Consider the following 16,737-nt stretch of genomic DNA (forward strand, 5'->3'; position numbering starts at 1 on the left):
TATATAGAAAAAACCGTCTGAAAACAAATTTACACGATAATTGTGTTTTTGTTTTCAGACGGCCTTTGCGTTGCTTTCATTAACGGTGATACTGACGGGACAGTTCGTGTACGGTATCGACTAAGATTTTGGCGTGTTCGGGGTCGGCGTGTTGGTTGATGCCGTGGCCGAGATTGAATACATGGCCGCTGCCGTTGCCGTAGTTGGCAAGGATGCGCGCGACTTCGGTGCGGATAGATTCGGGCGTACCGAAGAGGGCAAACGGGTCGAAGTTGCCTTGCAGGGCGACTTGTTCTCCGACGCGACGGCGGGCTTCGCCGATGTTGCAGGTCCAGTCTAAGCCTAATGCGTCTGCACCGATTTCCGCCATGCTTTCCAGCCATAAGCCCCCGCCTTTGGCAAATACGATAACAGGCACGCGGCGGCCTTCGTTTTCGCGTTTGAGTCCGGCTACGATTTGACGGATGTATTTGAGGCTGAATTCTTTAAATGCGGCATCACTCAACACGCCGCCCCAAGTGTCGAAAATTTGTACGGCTTGTGCGCCGGCATCGATTTGGGCATTGAGATAAGCGGTAACGGCTTGGGCATTGGTGTCGAGGATTTTATGCAGCAAATCAGGGCGCGAATACATCATGGTTTTGATGGTGCGGAATTCTTTGCTGCTGCCGCCTTCGACCATGTAGCAGGCGAGTGTGAACGGGCTGCCGGAGAAGCCGATCAGCGGAACTCGGCCGTCCAGTGCTTTACGGATGGAAGTCACGGCATCAAAGACGTATTGCAGTTTTTCCATGTCGGGAACTTGCAGTTTTGCAATGTCGGCTTCGTGTTGCAAAGCGCGTTCAAATTTTGGGCCTTCACCTTCGGCAAAATACAGGCCTAAACCCATGGCATCTGGAACGGTCAGAATATCGGAAAACAGAATTGCCGCATCCAGATCAAAACGTTCTAAAGGCTGGATGGTGACTTCGGTCGCCAGCTCGGTGTTTTTGCACAAATCGAGAAAGCTACCTGCGCGTGCGCGCGTGGCTTTGTATTCAGGCAGATAGCGTCCGGCTTGGCGCATCATCCAGATGGGCGTGTATTCGACAGGCTGTTTGAGCAGGGCGCGGAGGAAAGTATCGTTTTTCAGAGCAGTCATGATAAATAGGCTTTCTGATTTGGTGTGTTGGAACAAAGTTCAGACGGCCTTAGTTGTTTATTCAGGCCGTCTGAAATAATTAAATAGAAGCTGGTATGAAAGATTTCATGAGTTGTTAATGTGAAGCCGGCACATCAATTTGGTTGAGGAAGGGCTGTCGGATGTTCTTCCTCGGCTACGCTTTCCAAAACCAGATTGCGTTGTTCTTGCGCTTTTTGCGGCTGATCGGTTTCATCAAACACGCGGGCCAAAACCAAATGCGCAGATACGCTGGGTTGCAGGGCGATGCTGGCTTCGAGGTAGCCTTGGGCTTTGCCCCAAAGTTTGCGGCCGTAAGCCAGTTGGCCAAGATACATCAACAGTAGCGCATTGTCCGGTTGTTCCTGCAGCCAAGAATCTGCCAAATCGATGGCTTTTTGCTGGTCGCGCTCGCTTAGGAAACGAACGGATTCGACAAATGCTTCCAAAAGCTCGGGCTGGCGGTTTTGCGGATAATGGGTTTTTACCCATTTGACCGCTTCGGCATACAAGCCCAAACGCTCGTATTTTTCGGCAATCGAGACGCACAATTCGCCAGATTTCACGTTTTCGGGAATCTGTTTCAAACAGGCTTTCAGACGGCCTGCATCGGTTACTTCGCTCAAGAGGCGGCGATATGCCCAGTTTTGATACTGTTCTGCTTCGTAATCGTTGATGGCGCCGGCTTTGACCAGTTTTTCCGCTTTTGCCAAGACATCTGAAGCATCGCCGTGATCAAAGGCATAACGCAATTGCAGGCGCACCAAGCGGCTTAAGTTGCCGTTGATTTTGGCTGCGGCTTCAAGATTTTGTGCGGCAGTCGGATAATCGCGGCGGCCCAGTGCGGATTCGGCCAGCAAAAGATGACGGGAAAGCTGTTGTTTTTGCGGAAGGTGTTCGATTTCGTGCAGGTAGCGGTCGCGCAGTTCGAAGTTTTCCATTTGGTCGGCCGCGTGTGCGCCCAACATCAAAGCCAGGGTGCGGTTGTCGCCTGCTTCTTTGTTTTGCAAGACTTTGGCGGCTTCTTGTTCGGCTTTTTCAAAACGGCCTTCAAAGTATGCCAGACCTGCGCTGTTCAAAGAGGCAGAAGCCTGACGGCCTTTGCGGGCAATGCCGAAGCGTTGGATACGCGCCGGAATGTTCAAGAGGCCGAACACGAATTTAATCAGGAAATACAAGACGAATACGCTCAACAGCAGGCCTAAAACAAAGGCATGCAGATTGATACGTAGCATGGTTTGTTCAACCACGACGTACACGTTGCCGGTATAAATGCCTGAAGCCAACGCTAAACCGACGGCTGCGGCAAACAGAATGACAATCCAAACGACGGTTTTCATGCTTGCTCTCCTTTAATTTTGGCAGCAGGCTTGGTTTGGTTTTGTGGTTTGGCAGCTTCGGCGGCCGGTTCTTTTTTGTTTTCAGACGGCAAAGCAGGTGCTTCTAAAGACTGCGGTGCGGAAGCGGCAGCCGGTGCGGCAGTTGTGGCTTGCTCGGTAGTTGTAGCCGGAGCGGAAGCGGTTTTCTCGGCAGCTTGGGTTTGCGTAGCTTCTTCGGTCGTCATTTGTGTACGCGAACCTTCTTGATAAGCGCGAACGGCGCTCAAGCTGGCTTTCAGGCTGTCGTCTGAAATCATGCGGACATCAAGGGCTTTGAGTTCGGCCAACTCTTTCAACCATGACTGGGTAGCAGGGGATTTGCTGTCGAAGTATTGTTTTACAGTTGCTTCAACGTTGTTCAAATCGCTTTGATACACTTCGCCGTTGTGTTGCAACAGGGCAATGCGCGCATCCAAAAGGCGCAGGCGCAGGTTTTCACGGATGAAGTAGGTTTGATCGGGCGAAATCAACATGGCGTCGTTGCTGTCCAGATGACGGACTTCAACCAAGCCTTTGAGGGCATTGAGGGATTTCTCCCATGTGTTTTCCCACCAAGTTCCTGAATTAGTGGCTTCGACAGGCGCGGCACCCGGTTTCAATACGCCGTCCAAAACTAAAGGCAGTCCGGAAATACCTGTTTCCAAACGGTCGATACGCAAGGCAGTAGCGGAAATATCGACATAAGGACGGTTTTTCAGTGCGGCCAAATCATTGCTGATGGCTTGCTTGATGGGGATAAGCTCAGGCTGTTCAAAACGGCTTAAGCGGCTGTCAATGTGTTCCAATACGCTGACCGCGCCTTGAAGATTGCCTGACAGCATCAATTGTTGTGAAGCAGTGTTCAACATGGATTCGGCTTCGTCGACCAGCCAGTTGATACGGCCTTTGAGCAGCTCTTGATAAGCTTTCTGCATTTGCAGGATTTGATCGCTATTGTTTTTTTGACCGTTGTTCAGGCGGTCTAACTCGGCTTGAATAGCGGTTTGGCGGTTGAGGTTGTCTTTTAGAAGGCTGGCGTTTTCAGACTCGCCCAATGCAGCTTTGTCGATTTTTTGGTTGAATTCGAGCTCTTGGTTTTTTAAAACATTTTGACCCTGTACAAACAGGAATCCGCTCGCGCCTAGGCCAAGCAGTGCCAAGACGGTTGCACCTGCGGCCAAGGCTTTGCCGCCGGATTGTTTGATGATAACAGGGGCGTTGTTTTGTGGGAGATTGTTGGACTCGGGCATGCTCGCCTCCACTCGCTGAGGTTGGGTAGGTTTGATTTGTTCAGACGGCCTGGTGTTTTCAGAACGTTCAGGCGCCGGAGCTGCCGTATTGGCAACTTGTTGGGTATCTTTATTGTCTTCGACTGGGCTCACTGCTTGGCTCCTTTGTGGCATGGATGAAAGTGCTGCGGATAAAGAAGTGACGGTTTCTACATGTTTGGCGCCGACGATGCGAAGCGCATCGGCAATGCGTGGATGGTGGGTAAAGTATAGCAAGGATTCGAAGAATCGGGAAAATTGCGGCGGAATCTGATGGAAAAATTCGCGCGCGATCTCGCCGGATGTAACGTAGGCGGCGGCGATGTCTTCGGTTTTAAAGCTCTGCCAATCGATGGCGTGTGGCCGTCTGAAATAGATTTCGGCGATGTCGATTTGGAAACCCAGTTCGGTCAGTTTTTCTGCCAGAAAATCACGGCCGCCATGACCTCGAATGATTAGAACTCGGGCATTGGGTGGCAGGTTTTTCCAAATAGGCATTCTCAAGACGGCTTCGCTGTCGTTGCCATCTTCGGGGGAGAATACGGGATAGGGGGAGAATTGCGCCAAAGTATGTTGGCTGGTTTGGCCGACGGTAATGTGTGCTTTAGGGCCGTCTGAAAAGTTCAGATGCGGCGCTGCGGTTTCAATAGCGGTGGGGCTGACCCAAAACACGACATCGGCTTGCTTAAATTGTTCGGGAAGTTTGTTTAGTGCCGAACGGTCTGCCTCTATTTCGATCGGACTCAATACTTGAGCCTGCCAACCAGCTGCATGGCAGGTTTGGATATCTTGCTGTGGACGGTTGGACGGACGGATGATGAGTAGAGTAGGCATAATGTGGGATAAATTATTAAGGTTTAGGCCGTCTGAAAGAAGGGTTTCAGACGGCCTGCTGCCGGGGATACGTTATTGATCGACGAATGCGCGCTCAATCAGGTAGTCGCCGCGGACACCGGTTTTCGGAGAAACGGTCAGGCCGAATTCGTCCAAGACGTTGCAGGTGTCTTTCAACATAGCAGGGCTGCCGCACAACATGGCGCGGTCGTCTTGCGGATTGATTTTAGGCAGGCCGATGTCTTCGAAGAGTTTGCCGCTGCGCATTAAATCGGTCAGACGGCCATGGTGTACATAGTCTTCGCGTGAAACAATCGGATAGTAAATCAATTTTTCTTTAACCAAGTCGCCCAGGTATTCGTGTTCGGGTAATTCTTTGGTAAAGCGGTCGTAGTATGCCAAGTCTTTTTTGTAGCGTACGCCGTGAACCAAGATGATTTTTTCGAATTGCTCGTAAATTTCAGGGTCTTTGGTAATGCTCAAGAAAGGTGCGATGCCGGTACCGGTGCTCAAGAGGTAGAGGTGTTTGCCCGGATTCAGGTCGCCGGCAACCAATGTACCGGTCGGTTTTTTACTGATGAGGACATCATCACCGACTTTAAGGTGTTGCAGGCGGCTGGTCAATGGGCCGTCTTGTACTTTAATGCTGAAAAATTCCAGATGCTCTTCCCAGTTGGCAGAAGCCACGCTGTATGCGCGCATCAGCGGTTTGCCGTCAACCATCAGGCCGACCATGACGAACTGGCCGTTTTCAAAGCGCAAAGATTCGTCACGGGTGCAGGTGAAAGTGAAGTAAGCGTCGGTCCAGTGGTGTACGGACAAGACTTTCTGGGTGTTGAATGCTGCCATTGATATTTCCTGTCGGATAAGGCCGTCTGAAAAGGATAGGTCGGGGCGGCCAAGGTTAATAAAAAGAATGGAATATGGTGTTCAGCTACTTGCTTGCCGGTTTGGCTGATTTTTCGCTGAGGCTGTGCAGGTCGGCATAGCGTCCGCCTGCGCTGATTAATTCTTGGTGTGTGCCTTGTTCGACGACATTGCCTTCATGCATGACAACGATGTTGTCGGCTTTTTCGATGGTAGAAAGTCGGTGGGCAATCACCAAAGTGGTACGGTTTTGCATCAGGTTTTCCAATGCGGTTTGTACCAAACGTTCGGATTCATTATCCAATGCACTGGTGGCTTCGTCTAAAATTAAAATCGGCGCGTTTTTCAAAAGCGCACGCGCGATGGCGAGACGTTGACGTTGGCCGCCGGACAGTTTTAAACCGTTTTCGCCAACTTCAGTGTGCAGGCCTTGCGGCATTTTTTGGATAAATTCCCAGGCATTGGCTGCTTTTGCGGCATTAATAATTTCTTCTTCACTGAATTTGTCAGCTTGTGCATAGGCAATGTTTTCAGCAATCGTACCATTAAACAGGACAACGTTTTGGCTGACGAATGCCATGCGGCTGCGCAGGCTTTCTAGTGTATATTCATTGATGTTGACACCGCCAATCAAAACCTTGCCTTCGTCCGGATTGAGGAAGCGCGGCAACATATTGGCCAAGGTGGTTTTACCGCAGCCTGATGCGCCGACTAATGCGGTAACTTTGCCTTGCGGTACAAGCAGGTTGATGTGGTTCAAGCTGTTGCGTTCGGCTTCAGGATAGCGGTGTACAACATCGCAAAATTCGATATCGCCAGGGTTTGGGCTGAGGGTTTGTTTGCCTTCGTTGCTTTCTTCGGGCTGGTCCAAAAAGGTGAAGACGCTTTCAGCCGCCGCCAAACCGCGCTGCAGGGATTGCATCACGCCGGTCATGCGTTTGATGGGGTCAAACATCATGATCATGCTGGACAAAAACGACATGAAATCGCCTGCGCTGAAGCCGGAAAGCCCTGCTTGGCGGGCGGCTGCGTAAATAATCGCAGCCAGTGCAACCGAAGCCATTAATTGCGTAATGCCGGTACCGGCAGAGCTGGCGGAAACCTGTTTGAGCAGGTTGCGGCGCACATCGTCGGCAATACGGTTGAAGCGGCGGTTTTCATAATCTTGACCGCCGTAGATTTTTACAACGCGTTCACCGTTGATGCTTTCGCCCAAGACCTGCATCAGCTGGCCAAGATAAATTTGGTTGTTGGCAGACAATTTGCGCAGGCGTTTGCTGACCGTTTGGATACATACGGCGACAACCGGCAAAATAATAAAAGTAATCAGGGTCAAACGCCAGTTCAGATAAGTCAGCAAGCCCAACAGGCCGACTACGCTCACGCCGTCTTTGGCAATCACGGTAATGACGTTAAACCCTGCATCAGTAATTTGATTGACGTCGTTCAAGATACGAGACATCAAACGGCCGCCGGTATTGCTGCTGAAATACGAAGTCGGCAGGTGCATCATTTTGTTGAACATTTCACCGCGCAAGCGCTGCACTAAGTGGCTGGACAGATACGTCGTGCAATATTCGTTAATGAAATTGAACAGGCCGCGAACGAAAAACAGTGCCACAATTGCCAGCGGCAACCATGACATGCTTTTCATGTTTTTATCGACAAAACCTTCATTAATCAAAGGTTTGAGCAAGTAACCGAAAGCCGGCATCGTACCGGCGACAATCAGCATGGCCACTACGGAGACGATAAACATCTTCCAATAGCTTTTTAAATATCCAAGCAAACGCTTGTACAGCTCCCAGTTGGATGTGGCTTGTGTTGTCTGCATATCAATCCAAATTTAGAGCAAACATGCAATTCTAAACGAAAATATCTGTCATTACAATGTTTGCAATTGAAAGTCAAAAGGAGTTGGTATTGTTTTAACACCTTGATTTTATAGGGTATACGGATTTAATGGTTGATGGGGCACCTTCACCCCATCAATCTGATACCACCCTCAGATGGTTGATAGATCGACTCCGTAGTTGAGTTCCTCTGCGAAGTCCGGCAGTCCGTAACCGATGGTTTTCTTGTAGAAAGGAGAGACCTTCGCAGTCGGTGCCTTCTTCTTGTGCTTCGTGGTGTAGAGCATTCGTGCCCGCATCACCTCGAAGGAGTAACCGCGCCCTTCACGGTTCTTGTCCTTGGCCAGTCGGTTGATGGACTCCGTGTAAGCGTTGGTGACGGGCATGTCCATCTCGAAGTAGGTCATGGTCTCTTCACGCCAGTTTCCCACTGCCCTGACCAGATCGCTCCAGACTTCCTTTTGGCCCTTCGGGATGGTGGCTATCCACTCGTCCAGGGCGGCTTCTGCCTGGAGCCGTGTGGTGGCGTCCCAGATGCCGTAGAAGCGCTCCTTGTGCTCGTAGGCGGCCAGCAGTTGCGGGAACGCGCCTGTCCAGGTCTCCATGATGAGGCGCTCCCGGTCTGAGACTTCGTGAGCGCGTTTCAGCAGGATTTTCCGGTCTCCCTTGAGAGTCCGGCTCTGGGACGGTTTCAGCTCCTTTCTGAGGCCCTTGCGCACTCTCTCTAGGGCATCGTTGGCCATGCGCACCACATGGAACTTATCGACCACGATACGGGCCTGGGGCAGTACAGCCTTGACCGCTGCCCGGTAGGGGTTCCACATGTCCATGCTGACGATCTCGACCTTCTGCCGGTCTTTCAGCTTCATCAGGTAGTTGGTCACCACGTCCTGGCGGCGGGTGGCCAGCAGGTCGAGCAGGGTTCGCTCCTCAATGTTGGTCAGAATGCAGCGGTAGCGCTTGTTCAGGTATAGCTCGTCAATGCCCAGGATGCGGGGCGTCTCGAAGCGGTGCCAGCGCCCCAAGAACTCGGCGCGGGCGTTGAAGATGTCGCGCACCGTCTTCTCGTCCAGGCCGGTCTGTGCCGCCACAAAGGTGTAGGGGTGGTTGAAGGATTCCTTCTCCACGTACTCATGCAGCCGCAGTGTCATACGGAATCCGTCCACCATCTCCGGTAGCTGGGGCCTGAATGTTGTCTTGCAGGCCCGGCAGGTGTATCGGCGGCGGACCACCCAGAGAGTGACCCGCTTGCCGTGGATGGGCAGATCACGATAGGGAACGTCACGCTTGCCGAACCGTACGAACTCACCCTGCACGCCGCATTCCTCGCAGGCGATGGGATCGGGCACGTCCACCTGGAAGTGCATTTCGTCGTCGGTTGATTTGCAGCCCAGTACTTGGTATTGCGGCAGGTGAAGGATGTTGTCGGGAAGTTCGGTCATGGTGTTGTATAGGCGTAGGTGTCAGTCAGATCCATCCGACTCGGCATTGGTGTTTGCTTTTTTACCCAACAAGCTGCTGGAAACGAAAAGTAAGGCACCGAGGACAATTGCAATATCAGCCAGGTTGAAGGCCGGCCAATGCCAGTCTCGCCAATAGAAATCAAAGGAATCCACAACATAGCCGCGAAAGACCCGGTCAATCAGGTTGCCCATGGCGCCACCGAGGATAAGACTGTAAGCGATGGCTTCTCCTTTATGACGATTTTCAAGGATCAGCTTGATCAGAAAAATCGAGACCACTACCGCGATTCCGATAAAAAAGTAGCGCTGCCAGCCTCCACCATTCGCAAAAAGACTGAATGCGGCACCGGTGTTCCATAGGTGCACCCAGTTAAAGAACGGGGTCACCGAAACATACTCGCCATAGGCCATTGATTGCTGCACCAGCCACTTTACAGCCTGATCAGACGCTGCCAGCAGGCCCGATATGGACAATAGGGCATACGGCGAGAGCTTTTTGCCAATAATGAGCATTATTTAACCCTTCAACGCCAAAATGCGTCTGGCACCGTTAAGTACAATCACCCCCGTGATGGTGCCGATAATCAGATCTGGATAATTGGAACCGGTCCACGCGACCAGGGCGCCGGCGGTGATGCCCCCCAGGTTGATCACCACGTCGTTGGCCGAGAATATCAAGCTTGCCTTCATGTGCGCCCCGCCTTCCCGATGTTTGGATATGAGCAGCAGACAACTGGTATTGGCAATCAATGCGACGAATGCGATAGCCATCATCACCAGAGATTCAGGCTCACTACCGAATACAAAGCGTCTCACCACCTCTACGAGCACGCCCACAGCCAAGATCAGTTGCAGTACACCAGCAAGATGCGCGGCACGTACCTGCATTTTCACGCTATGTCCAACCGCATAAAGGGCAAGCCCGTACACCGCCGCATCGGAAAAATTGTCCAGGGATTCTCCAATCAGGCCGGTGGACTGGGCGATCAGACCGGCAGTCATTTCCACTACGAACAGAAGTGCATTGATGCCGAGCAACCAGCGCAGGGTCCAGGATTCTTGCTTAGCAGAAGCTGCCGAAAACTCGGCGGCCTTGATGGTCTCTGGATTTGCAGCGACGGTTTCCTGAAGCGAGGCGCCTAGCCCCAAGGTCTTCAGTTTCGAGGTGACGGGCTCGATCTCGCCGTCATGCACGACCTTCAGCCGGCGGTTCGACAAGTCGAAGGACAGCGCCCGAATCTCCTCAAAGCCGTTCAGGGCTAGGCGAATCATTCGTTCTTCTGATGGACAGTCCATCTTCGGCACTGCATAAACACTGACCCATCTCCCTGTCGCCTCGGAGGAGGCCTGTATATCGGTATCCGCTGCGGACGTTGCATCACCGCCACAGGCGCCACCACAGGATTTGCTCATAATATGACTCCACTTGAACAATGTTGTGGTACCATTTTAAACTATAAAGCTACTATAAGGTCAATAGAGTAAAGAATCCGTTGGGGAGGAGGCTGATGCGCATTGGTCAGTTGGCGCAGTTGGTAGGGGTCGAAACACAGACGATCCGCTTCTATGAACAGCAGGGCTTATTGCCGCCGCCTGATCGGCAGGACAACGGTTACCGTGTCTATACCGAGAAGCATGGTGAGGGGCTGGCCTTCATCCGTCGCTGCAGAATCCTGGGCCTGTCACTGGCTGAGATTCACGAACTACAGAGCTATCAGGACGACCCTCATCAGCCTTGTACCGCCGTCAACGCCTTGCTCGATGATCACATCTCTCATGTGCGGTCGCAGATAACCGCTCTGCAAGCGCTTGAGAAACAACTCGTTTCACTGAGAGCGAGTTGCAACGATGACCGGGAAGTTGAGGCGTGTGGGGTTCTTGCTGGAATTAGCGAAGGAAACATGCACCAGCAGTAGGTGAAGCATCAACCAGATAATCCGATGAGATGCTAGTCTGTCTCACTCTCATGCAAAGGTAAGATCAACCATTTAATCCGCTTACCCATTTTATATTAGGAACGACTGCGGCGTGGTGGGTTTGGCAATAATGTTACCCACTTCTCAAATATCGGTTGCGGCCGTCTGAAACTTTTTCAGACGGCCTGTGCAGTCGTCAAGGACGGCCGGTTAAGCCAGGGCTTCCTTAATGATGTCTTTCACTGCTGTTGCATTATTAGGGACAACACGGACACGTTGCGGCAGGTTTTCCAAGCCTTCCAATGTGGCCGGACGGGGGATGGAAACTTCACCGACCGCTTCATGGATGGTAGCTTCAAATTTGGCGGCCAGTGCGGTTTCGAGGCAGACGATGGTTTCGCCGGCTTCGCGGACTTCACGGGCAACTTTGACGCCATCGGCTGTATGCGGATCAATCAATTCATGATCTTGCTCGTAAACCTGTTTGATGGTGGCAAGGCGGTTGGCATGGGTTGATTTGCCGGAAACAAAGCCATATTGTTGATGTACTTTGTTTAAGACAAATTCCAAATTGAAACCTTTGCCGGAGCTTACTTCAGCCCATAAGGTTTTGATTTCATCTGCATCGCGGTCCATCAGGTCAAACACAAAACGCTCGAAGTTGGAGGCTTTGGAAATATCCATAGACGGGCTGGATGTGACGTGGGTGTGTTCGCTGTTGCGCGGGCGGTATGCGCCGGTTTTGAAAAATTCGTCCAATACATCGTTTTCATTGGTGGCAACAATCAAGCGATGGATAGGCAGGCCCATTTGACGGGCGATATGGCCGGCGCAGACATTGCCAAAGTTGCCGCTTGGTACACAGAAGCTGACTTTTTCGTCATTGCTCGAAGTGGCATTGAAATAACCGGCAAAGTAGTACACGACTTGGGCGACGATACGGCCCCAGTTAATAGAGTTGACTGTGCCGATATGGTATTTGGCTTTGAATTCGGCATCGTTTTGTACGGCTTTGACGATGTCTTGGCAGTCGTCAAACATGCCTTCAACGGCGATGTTGTGGATGTTGGCATCTTGCAGGCTAAACATTTGCGCGCGTTGGAATGCGCTCATTTTGCCTTCCGGCGACAGCATGAAGACGTTGACACCTTTTTTACCGCGCAGGGCATATTCGGCGGCAGAACCGGTGTCGCCGCTGGTGGCACCTAAAATATTGAGTTCTTTGCCTTCTTTGTTCAATACATATTCAAACGCATTGCCCAAGAATTGCATGGCCATGTCTTTGAATGCCAAAGTCGGGCCGTTGGACAGGGCTTGGATTTTGATGCCGTCTGAAAGTGTGCGCACCGGAGTAATGGCTTTGGTGCCGAATACTTCTTCGGTGTAGGTGCGGTTGATGATATCGCGTAAATCATCAGCAGGGATGTCGGTGGCAAACAGGCTCATGACTTCAAACGCCAGCTCGGGGTAGCTGAGTGTGCGCCATTGGTCTAAAGTAGCACGATCGATTTGAGGGTATTGCTCAGGCAGCATCAAACCGCCGTCAGGAGCCAAACCCATCAATAAAACTTCGCTGAATTGCTTGCGTGCGGTTGCACCGCGGGTGCTGATATATTTCATAATTTCTTCTCTATAAAAACAAAAATATTGCCGATCCAAACAGGAAACCCGCCTGCGAACCATCCCACAAGCCGCCCTATCCTGACCTTAATCCACTATAAACTTTTAGACAACCCCGATACACAGAGGTCGTCTGAAAAACATTATCTATACAAACGCTTGAAACAAGCATTGACGGTTTTCACCGTTATCGACGCAATCGCCCGATCGTGCGAAGAAGGATTCAAAACATCCATCAACTCTTGCGCGGACACCTGGTTCGGTGCCTCCTCGCTCGCGCAGCCGCAGATTTTGTCTTCCCACTCGCGCTGTTTGTCCGCGCTCATCGTCAGCGCGACCAAGCGCCATTCATTGCGCTTGTTCAACTCCGAACGGCACTGATGATCGACCGCCATTTTCACCACGCTGCCGCCGATACCCGTACCGCCGCCCAAACCGCCGAACGCCGAGTCAGAATCATAAGCGCAACCGCCCAACAACGCCGCCACAGAAGCAACGGCAACCATCTTTTTCATATTCATAGCCATCCCTTGCCGCAAGGTCGTCTGAAACGCCCCGCAAAGTCTTTAAACAAACGCGTATTATACCGTAAGCGGTGTGAGATGGGGGATTGGGGAAAGTCGGGTATAATCCGTTTTTTTGGGAAAATAGAGGATTGATCAATGGCTAACTCAAACGAAAACACGCAAAACCCTAAAGAGAATCAAGAGAAAACGGCTGACAAAGGCATTCAAGAGCACTCAGAGCATACCGCTGAAAATAAACAGCCTGAATCAGAAGAAAATGCCGCAAAAAACGATGAGGCTGCAAAACAGGCAGAAATGAAACAAGCTGATACGGTTGTGCAACCAAAAGAGCAAATAAAACTGACTGACGTTTTGGAAGTCACCAGCAAAATATTAGGTATTTCGGCAATATTTGGAATATTTATTGGTGGAATTACTATATATTCTTATCTTCTTAATATAGGTCAATTAAGCATTTTCCCTGATGTAATAGCGAGTGCAGCAAATTTATTAACAATATCTATTTCTTTTGGAATAATTTTCCTTATATTTTATGTATTGCTTTACTTTATATTTTGTTTAGCAAATTCGGAAGGTATTAAAAATATTCCATTATTTAAACTAGATGGAATTTTTATTATCATTTTACTTTATGTAATAATATATCTAATTTCAATATTCTTAGATATAATATCTTTTTCATTTTCGAACTTCGTAGTTTTCTGTTTTGTTGCGTTTGTATTTAGTCTTATAGCTTATTTATCTAGTAAAATATTTAAAAAAAATTTTTTTATTGTATATCTCCCTATTAACGCATTTATCATTCTTATCCTTATGTTTCATAGCGAAAAAGCAAAAGTTTTATACCCTATACATTATGTTGAGTTTCACTCAGATTCCTCATGGTATTTACTGCACAACAACTTCCAACAAAACAACGGCTCTCAAGAAGCCAACGGCATTGATAAAAATGACTTACTCAAATTAAAACAAAAATTCAAATGTTCTATTCTTTCAGAAAAAGAAAAAGCAGAAAAAGGAATTACCTGTTCTCCAGAAACACGCAATAATGCCCTATTCGGCTATATGGCTTGGAATTTAGGCGATACTAAAGTTTTCTGTCCGCCAACTGTTTACAACATCATAAGAAACGAAGAAGAAAAGGAAAAATTAGGTAAGGAATGTATCGTCATCAGCGGAAAAGCCTTGCAAATCATGCCGGAAAGTTATATCAGTACCAATACTGATGGCATTGACGACGGTAATCCTGAGAATACCGCTCATGACGATCCTGCAATTGATATTAATACGGACGTTAGATTTAAAAATGACCTTAATGCTCAATCCAATGCCGGCTTGAATAATTACAATATCCGACCTGTCCTGCCGATACAATCCAATGCAAAAAATATGTCAATCCAGATTAATTACGGCAGCTGTAATCATGATTCGCCAAAAAACAAGGATGGTCATCCTGATATAGGATACACAGACAAAAAAATCTGCCAGTAAGTTATGGAAAATCCATGCCGTCATTCCTGCGCAGGCGGGAATCCATCTTTGACGAAAAGCAAAGCCATAAAAATCAATCAACTGAAATTCACAAACGGATTCCCGCCTACGCGGGAATGACGGTTGTGATGTATCCTGTCTTTATTGTTCCCTTTGCCATCCGTCTGTTTTCAGACGACCTGCTATAATCCACGTCGTCTGAAAATCCTCTTTCACGGAAACCGCCATGTCCGACCTCTTTACCCGCCAACCCGATGCGCCGCTTGCCGAACGCCTGCGCCCGCATACGCTTGATGATGTTATCGGGCAGCAGCATTTAATCGGCGAAGGCAAGCCGCTGCGCGTGGCGGTGGAAGGTGGGAAGCCGCATTCTATGTTGCTGTGGGGGCCGCCGGGCGTGGGCAAGACGACGTTGGCGCGGATTTTGGCGCAGAGTTTCAATGCCCAGTTTCTGCCTGTTTCCGCCGTGTTTTCCGGTGTGAAGGACATACGCGAAGCAATCGATAAAGCCGAAATTGCTTTGCAGCAGGGACGCGCGACGATTTTGTTTGTCGATGAGGTCCACCGCTTCAACAAGGCGCAGCAGGACGCGTTTTTGCCGCATGTCGAAAGCGGTTTGCTGACCTTTATCGGCGCGACGACGGAAAATCCGTCGTTTGAAGTCAATCCCGCGCTGTTGAGCCGCGCGCAGGTGTATGTTTTACAATCCTTGTCTTCAGACGACCTCAAGAAACTGATTGCCAAAGTGTTGGCGTTGCCCGAATACCGGGATTTTACGATTGAAGCCGATGCGCAAGAGCTGCTCGTCAATACCGCCGACGGCGATGCGCGCAGATTGTTGAACTTATTGGAACAACTTTTACGCGCCGCCGATACACGTCGTCTGAAAAACTTAACCGCCGAATTCCTTGCTGATAGTTTGGGTGCGCAAATCCGCCGTTTTGATAAGGGTGGCGAGAGTTTCTACAATCAGATTTCCGCGCTGCACAAATCCGTGCGCGGTTCGCATCCCAATGCGGCATTGTATTGGTTTTGCCGTATGCTCGACGGCGGCACCGACCCGCGCTATCTCGCCCGCCGCATTGTCCGCATGGCATGGGAAGACATCGGCTTGGCCGATCCGCGTGCTTTAACGATTGCCAATGATGCCGCCACTACTTATGAGCGCTTAGGCTCGCCGGAAGGGGAGCTTGCTTTGGCGCAAGCCGTGCTTTACCTTGCCGCCGCCGCAAAATCCAACGCGGGCTACAAGGCATACAACCAAATGCGCCGCTTCGTCAAAGAAAACGCCAGCGACGAAGTGCCTGTCCACCTGCGCAACGCCCCGACCAAGTTGATGAAAGAATTGGGTTACGGACGCGAATACCGCTACGCCCATGATGAGCCTAACGCCTACGCCGCCGGCGAAAGCTATATGCCCGACGGCTTGGACGAACCAGACTTCTACCAACCCGTTCCACGCGGATTGGAAATCAAAATCGGCGAAAAGCTGAAATGGTTGAAATCCTTGGATGAAGAAGCGTTGGATGATTAAAACAATAAATGTGTCTCAAGTTTCAGACGGCCTTTGGTTATTTTGAGCCTAATAGATGGTTTAATATTGGCATTATATCTTTAATTTCGCTATAATTTTGTCATCCTATTTTCTTGCCGAATAATCGAATACATAAAAAATCGCGGCTGCTGAACCCGATTTCCGAAACAAAATTAGAAAGCAGATAATGGACAATTTAGATCAAAGTCGTAGCCGTGCATGGCGACGACATCAAGAGCAACGCCCCAGTCATCGTGTACATGGCAAAAATCCTTTGAAATATAAACCTGAAAAAAAGTGGGATTTGATATATCTCCGCAGCAATAAAATCAAACGTGCACAAAAACTGGGTTTTATTTATCCGTTCAGACAGCATGAATTTGATGCTGAATGGTTTGACTAACTCAAAAGATACATTTTCGATTCAATCGAGATGGTTTTCACAAGGCGGATACTTTCCGCCTTTTTTAATTTTTATGAATGCACTTTTTATTTGTAGTCGTAACCAATGGCGCAGTCCTACCGCTGAAACCGTATTTCGACGTTATCCAAATGTACAGGCACGTTCTGCAGGGACCAGCCCCAATGCGCGGCATACTGTTTCCATAGATGATATTGCATGGGCGGATAAGATTTTCGTAATGGAACAAAAACATAAGAGCCGTCTGCTGGCACAGTTTCCCCGTGCTTTGCAATATAAGGAAATGATTGTTTTAGATATTCCTGATGATTACAGATACATGGATGAAGAGTTGATAGAAATATTGAAGGAAAGTGTCGTGCCTTATCTGTCTAGATAATGAGGTTTTCCTCAAGATTATCTGAAAAAAATATGACTTACTTCTAA

Annotated in this window: 16 protein-coding genes and 1 pseudogene; 6 read left to right on the forward strand and 11 right to left on the reverse strand. The window is 49.7% G+C overall.

Features of this window, described 5'->3' with window-relative positions:
- Window positions 1–79: 79 nt before the first annotated feature.
- The 9 genes and pseudogenes from hemE to HMPREF2606_RS01595 all read right to left on the reverse strand — a co-directional run bounded on the left by hemE (window position 80) and on the right by HMPREF2606_RS01595 (window position 10,215).
- The gene (gene hemE, locus HMPREF2606_RS01560) at window positions 80–1,141 is read right to left on the reverse strand and encodes a uroporphyrinogen decarboxylase (RefSeq protein WP_049336807.1); all 1,062 of its coding nucleotides are present in this window, start codon (window positions 1,139–1,141) and stop codon (window positions 80–82) included.
- A 134-nt stretch (window positions 1,142–1,275) separates the two neighbouring features.
- Window positions 1,276–2,499, reverse strand: a complete 1,224-nt coding sequence (locus tag HMPREF2606_RS01565; RefSeq protein WP_049336806.1) for a heme biosynthesis protein HemY — start codon at window positions 2,497–2,499, stop codon at window positions 1,276–1,278.
- Complete coding sequence (locus HMPREF2606_RS11210) at window positions 2,496–3,767, reverse strand: uroporphyrinogen-III C-methyltransferase (protein WP_249967818.1); 1,272 nt, start codon at window positions 3,765–3,767, stop codon at window positions 2,496–2,498. Before HMPREF2606_RS11210 ends, HMPREF2606_RS01565 begins: the two co-directional genes overlap by 4 nt.
- A 156-nt stretch (window positions 3,768–3,923) precedes the next feature.
- Window positions 3,924–4,619 (reverse strand): annotated as a pseudogene (locus HMPREF2606_RS11215) (uroporphyrinogen-III synthase); the annotation flags it as partial.
- Between the two features lie 72 nt (window positions 4,620–4,691).
- Window positions 4,692–5,468 carry a ferredoxin--NADP reductase gene (locus tag HMPREF2606_RS01575; RefSeq protein ID WP_003746329.1) on the reverse strand — a complete coding sequence of 259 codons (777 nt, stop codon included), beginning with the start codon at window positions 5,466–5,468 and terminating at the stop codon, window positions 4,692–4,694.
- 85 nt (window positions 5,469–5,553) lie between these two features.
- Window positions 5,554–7,320: a lipid A export permease/ATP-binding protein MsbA gene (gene msbA, locus HMPREF2606_RS01580; protein WP_070843195.1), complete on the reverse strand. Its 1,767-nt coding sequence runs from the start codon at window positions 7,318–7,320 to the stop codon at window positions 5,554–5,556.
- Between the two features lie 171 nt (window positions 7,321–7,491).
- Window positions 7,492–8,781 carry an ISL3-like element ISPpu12 family transposase gene (locus tag HMPREF2606_RS01585; RefSeq protein ID WP_049331821.1) on the reverse strand — a complete coding sequence of 430 codons (1,290 nt, stop codon included), beginning with the start codon at window positions 8,779–8,781 and terminating at the stop codon, window positions 7,492–7,494.
- Between the two features lie 21 nt (window positions 8,782–8,802).
- A complete protein-coding gene (gene lspA / locus HMPREF2606_RS01590) occupies window positions 8,803–9,315 on the reverse strand; it encodes a signal peptidase II (protein ID WP_003821921.1) in 513 nt (170 codons plus the stop codon).
- Between the two features lie 3 nt (window positions 9,316–9,318).
- Complete coding sequence (locus HMPREF2606_RS01595) at window positions 9,319–10,215, reverse strand: cation efflux transmembrane domain-containing protein (protein ID WP_070588402.1); 897 nt, start codon at window positions 10,213–10,215, stop codon at window positions 9,319–9,321.
- 95 nt (window positions 10,216–10,310) lie between these two features.
- Here HMPREF2606_RS01595 and cadR point away from each other — a divergent pair, with 95 nt between their 5' ends.
- Window positions 10,311–10,718, forward strand: a complete 408-nt coding sequence (gene cadR / locus HMPREF2606_RS01600) for a Cd(II)/Pb(II)-responsive transcriptional regulator (protein WP_004364961.1) — start codon at window positions 10,311–10,313, stop codon at window positions 10,716–10,718.
- 210 nt (window positions 10,719–10,928) lie between these two features.
- Here cadR and thrC read toward each other — a convergent pair whose 3' ends face one another.
- Window positions 10,929–12,338, reverse strand: a complete 1,410-nt coding sequence (gene thrC, locus HMPREF2606_RS01605) for a threonine synthase (RefSeq protein ID WP_070843196.1) — start codon at window positions 12,336–12,338, stop codon at window positions 10,929–10,931.
- Window positions 12,339–12,481: 143 nt separating this feature from the next.
- Complete coding sequence (locus HMPREF2606_RS01610) at window positions 12,482–12,853, reverse strand: hypothetical protein (RefSeq protein WP_070843225.1); 372 nt, start codon at window positions 12,851–12,853, stop codon at window positions 12,482–12,484.
- A gap of 147 nt (window positions 12,854–13,000) precedes the next feature.
- Here HMPREF2606_RS01610 and HMPREF2606_RS01615 point away from each other — a divergent pair, with 147 nt between their 5' ends.
- From HMPREF2606_RS01615 to HMPREF2606_RS01630, 5 genes are all read left to right on the forward strand, one after another.
- On the forward strand, window positions 13,001–14,356 hold the full coding sequence (locus HMPREF2606_RS01615; protein ID WP_070714036.1) for a hypothetical protein: 1,356 nt from the start codon (window positions 13,001–13,003) through the stop codon (window positions 14,354–14,356).
- Window positions 14,357–14,370: 14 nt separating this feature from the next.
- Window positions 14,371–14,544, forward strand: a complete 174-nt coding sequence (locus HMPREF2606_RS11020; protein ID WP_168165910.1) for a hypothetical protein — start codon at window positions 14,371–14,373, stop codon at window positions 14,542–14,544.
- Window positions 14,545–14,582: 38 nt separating this feature from the next.
- Window positions 14,583–15,890 carry a replication-associated recombination protein A gene (locus HMPREF2606_RS01620; protein ID WP_070714033.1) on the forward strand — a complete coding sequence of 436 codons (1,308 nt, stop codon included), beginning with the start codon at window positions 14,583–14,585 and terminating at the stop codon, window positions 15,888–15,890.
- A 187-nt stretch (window positions 15,891–16,077) separates the two neighbouring features.
- Entirely contained in the window at window positions 16,078–16,293 is a 216-nt protein-coding gene (locus HMPREF2606_RS01625) for a hypothetical protein (protein WP_003679777.1), read from the forward strand.
- Window positions 16,265–16,690, forward strand: a complete 426-nt coding sequence (locus tag HMPREF2606_RS01630; RefSeq protein WP_234394521.1) for a low molecular weight protein tyrosine phosphatase family protein — start codon at window positions 16,265–16,267, stop codon at window positions 16,688–16,690. The genes HMPREF2606_RS01625 and HMPREF2606_RS01630 overlap by 29 nt, the downstream gene beginning before the upstream one ends.
- Window positions 16,691–16,737: the final 47 nt, after the last annotated feature.

It is taken from the genome of Neisseria sp. HMSC070H10 (assembly GCF_001837635.1).
Taxonomy (GTDB): Bacteria; Pseudomonadota; Gammaproteobacteria; order Burkholderiales; family Neisseriaceae; genus Neisseria; species Neisseria subflava_A.

Coding starts and splice junctions, on each gene's coding strand:
- HMPREF2606_RS01625 (WP_003679777.1), top strand. CDS start 16,078: ATGGACAATTTAGATCAAAGTCGTAGCCGTGCATGGCGACGACATCAA.
- HMPREF2606_RS01620 (WP_070714033.1), top strand. CDS start 14,583: ATGTCCGACCTCTTTACCCGCCAACCCGATGCGCCGCTTGCCGAACGC.
- cadR (WP_004364961.1), top strand. CDS start 10,311: ATGCGCATTGGTCAGTTGGCGCAGTTGGTAGGGGTCGAAACACAGACG.
- HMPREF2606_RS01585 (WP_049331821.1), bottom strand. CDS start 8,781: ATGACCGAACTTCCCGACAACATCCTTCACCTGCCGCAATACCAAGTA.
- HMPREF2606_RS11020 (WP_168165910.1), top strand. CDS start 14,371: ATGCCGTCATTCCTGCGCAGGCGGGAATCCATCTTTGACGAAAAGCAA.
- thrC (WP_070843196.1), bottom strand. CDS start 12,338: ATGAAATATATCAGCACCCGCGGTGCAACCGCACGCAAGCAATTCAGC.
- HMPREF2606_RS01615 (WP_070714036.1), top strand. CDS start 13,001: ATGGCTAACTCAAACGAAAACACGCAAAACCCTAAAGAGAATCAAGAG.
- msbA (WP_070843195.1), bottom strand. CDS start 7,320: ATGCAGACAACACAAGCCACATCCAACTGGGAGCTGTACAAGCGTTTG.
- lspA (WP_003821921.1), bottom strand. CDS start 9,315: ATGCTCATTATTGGCAAAAAGCTCTCGCCGTATGCCCTATTGTCCATA.
- HMPREF2606_RS01565 (WP_049336806.1), bottom strand. CDS start 2,499: ATGAAAACCGTCGTTTGGATTGTCATTCTGTTTGCCGCAGCCGTCGGT.
- hemE (WP_049336807.1), bottom strand. CDS start 1,141: ATGACTGCTCTGAAAAACGATACTTTCCTCCGCGCCCTGCTCAAACAG.
- HMPREF2606_RS01575 (WP_003746329.1), bottom strand. CDS start 5,468: ATGGCAGCATTCAACACCCAGAAAGTCTTGTCCGTACACCACTGGACC.
- HMPREF2606_RS01630 (WP_234394521.1), top strand. CDS start 16,265: ATGAATTTGATGCTGAATGGTTTGACTAACTCAAAAGATACATTTTCG.
- HMPREF2606_RS01610 (WP_070843225.1), bottom strand. CDS start 12,853: ATGAAAAAGATGGTTGCCGTTGCTTCTGTGGCGGCGTTGTTGGGCGGT.
- HMPREF2606_RS11210 (WP_249967818.1), bottom strand. CDS start 3,767: ATGCCCGAGTCCAACAATCTCCCACAAAACAACGCCCCTGTTATCATC.
- HMPREF2606_RS01595 (WP_070588402.1), bottom strand. CDS start 10,215: ATGAGCAAATCCTGTGGTGGCGCCTGTGGCGGTGATGCAACGTCCGCA.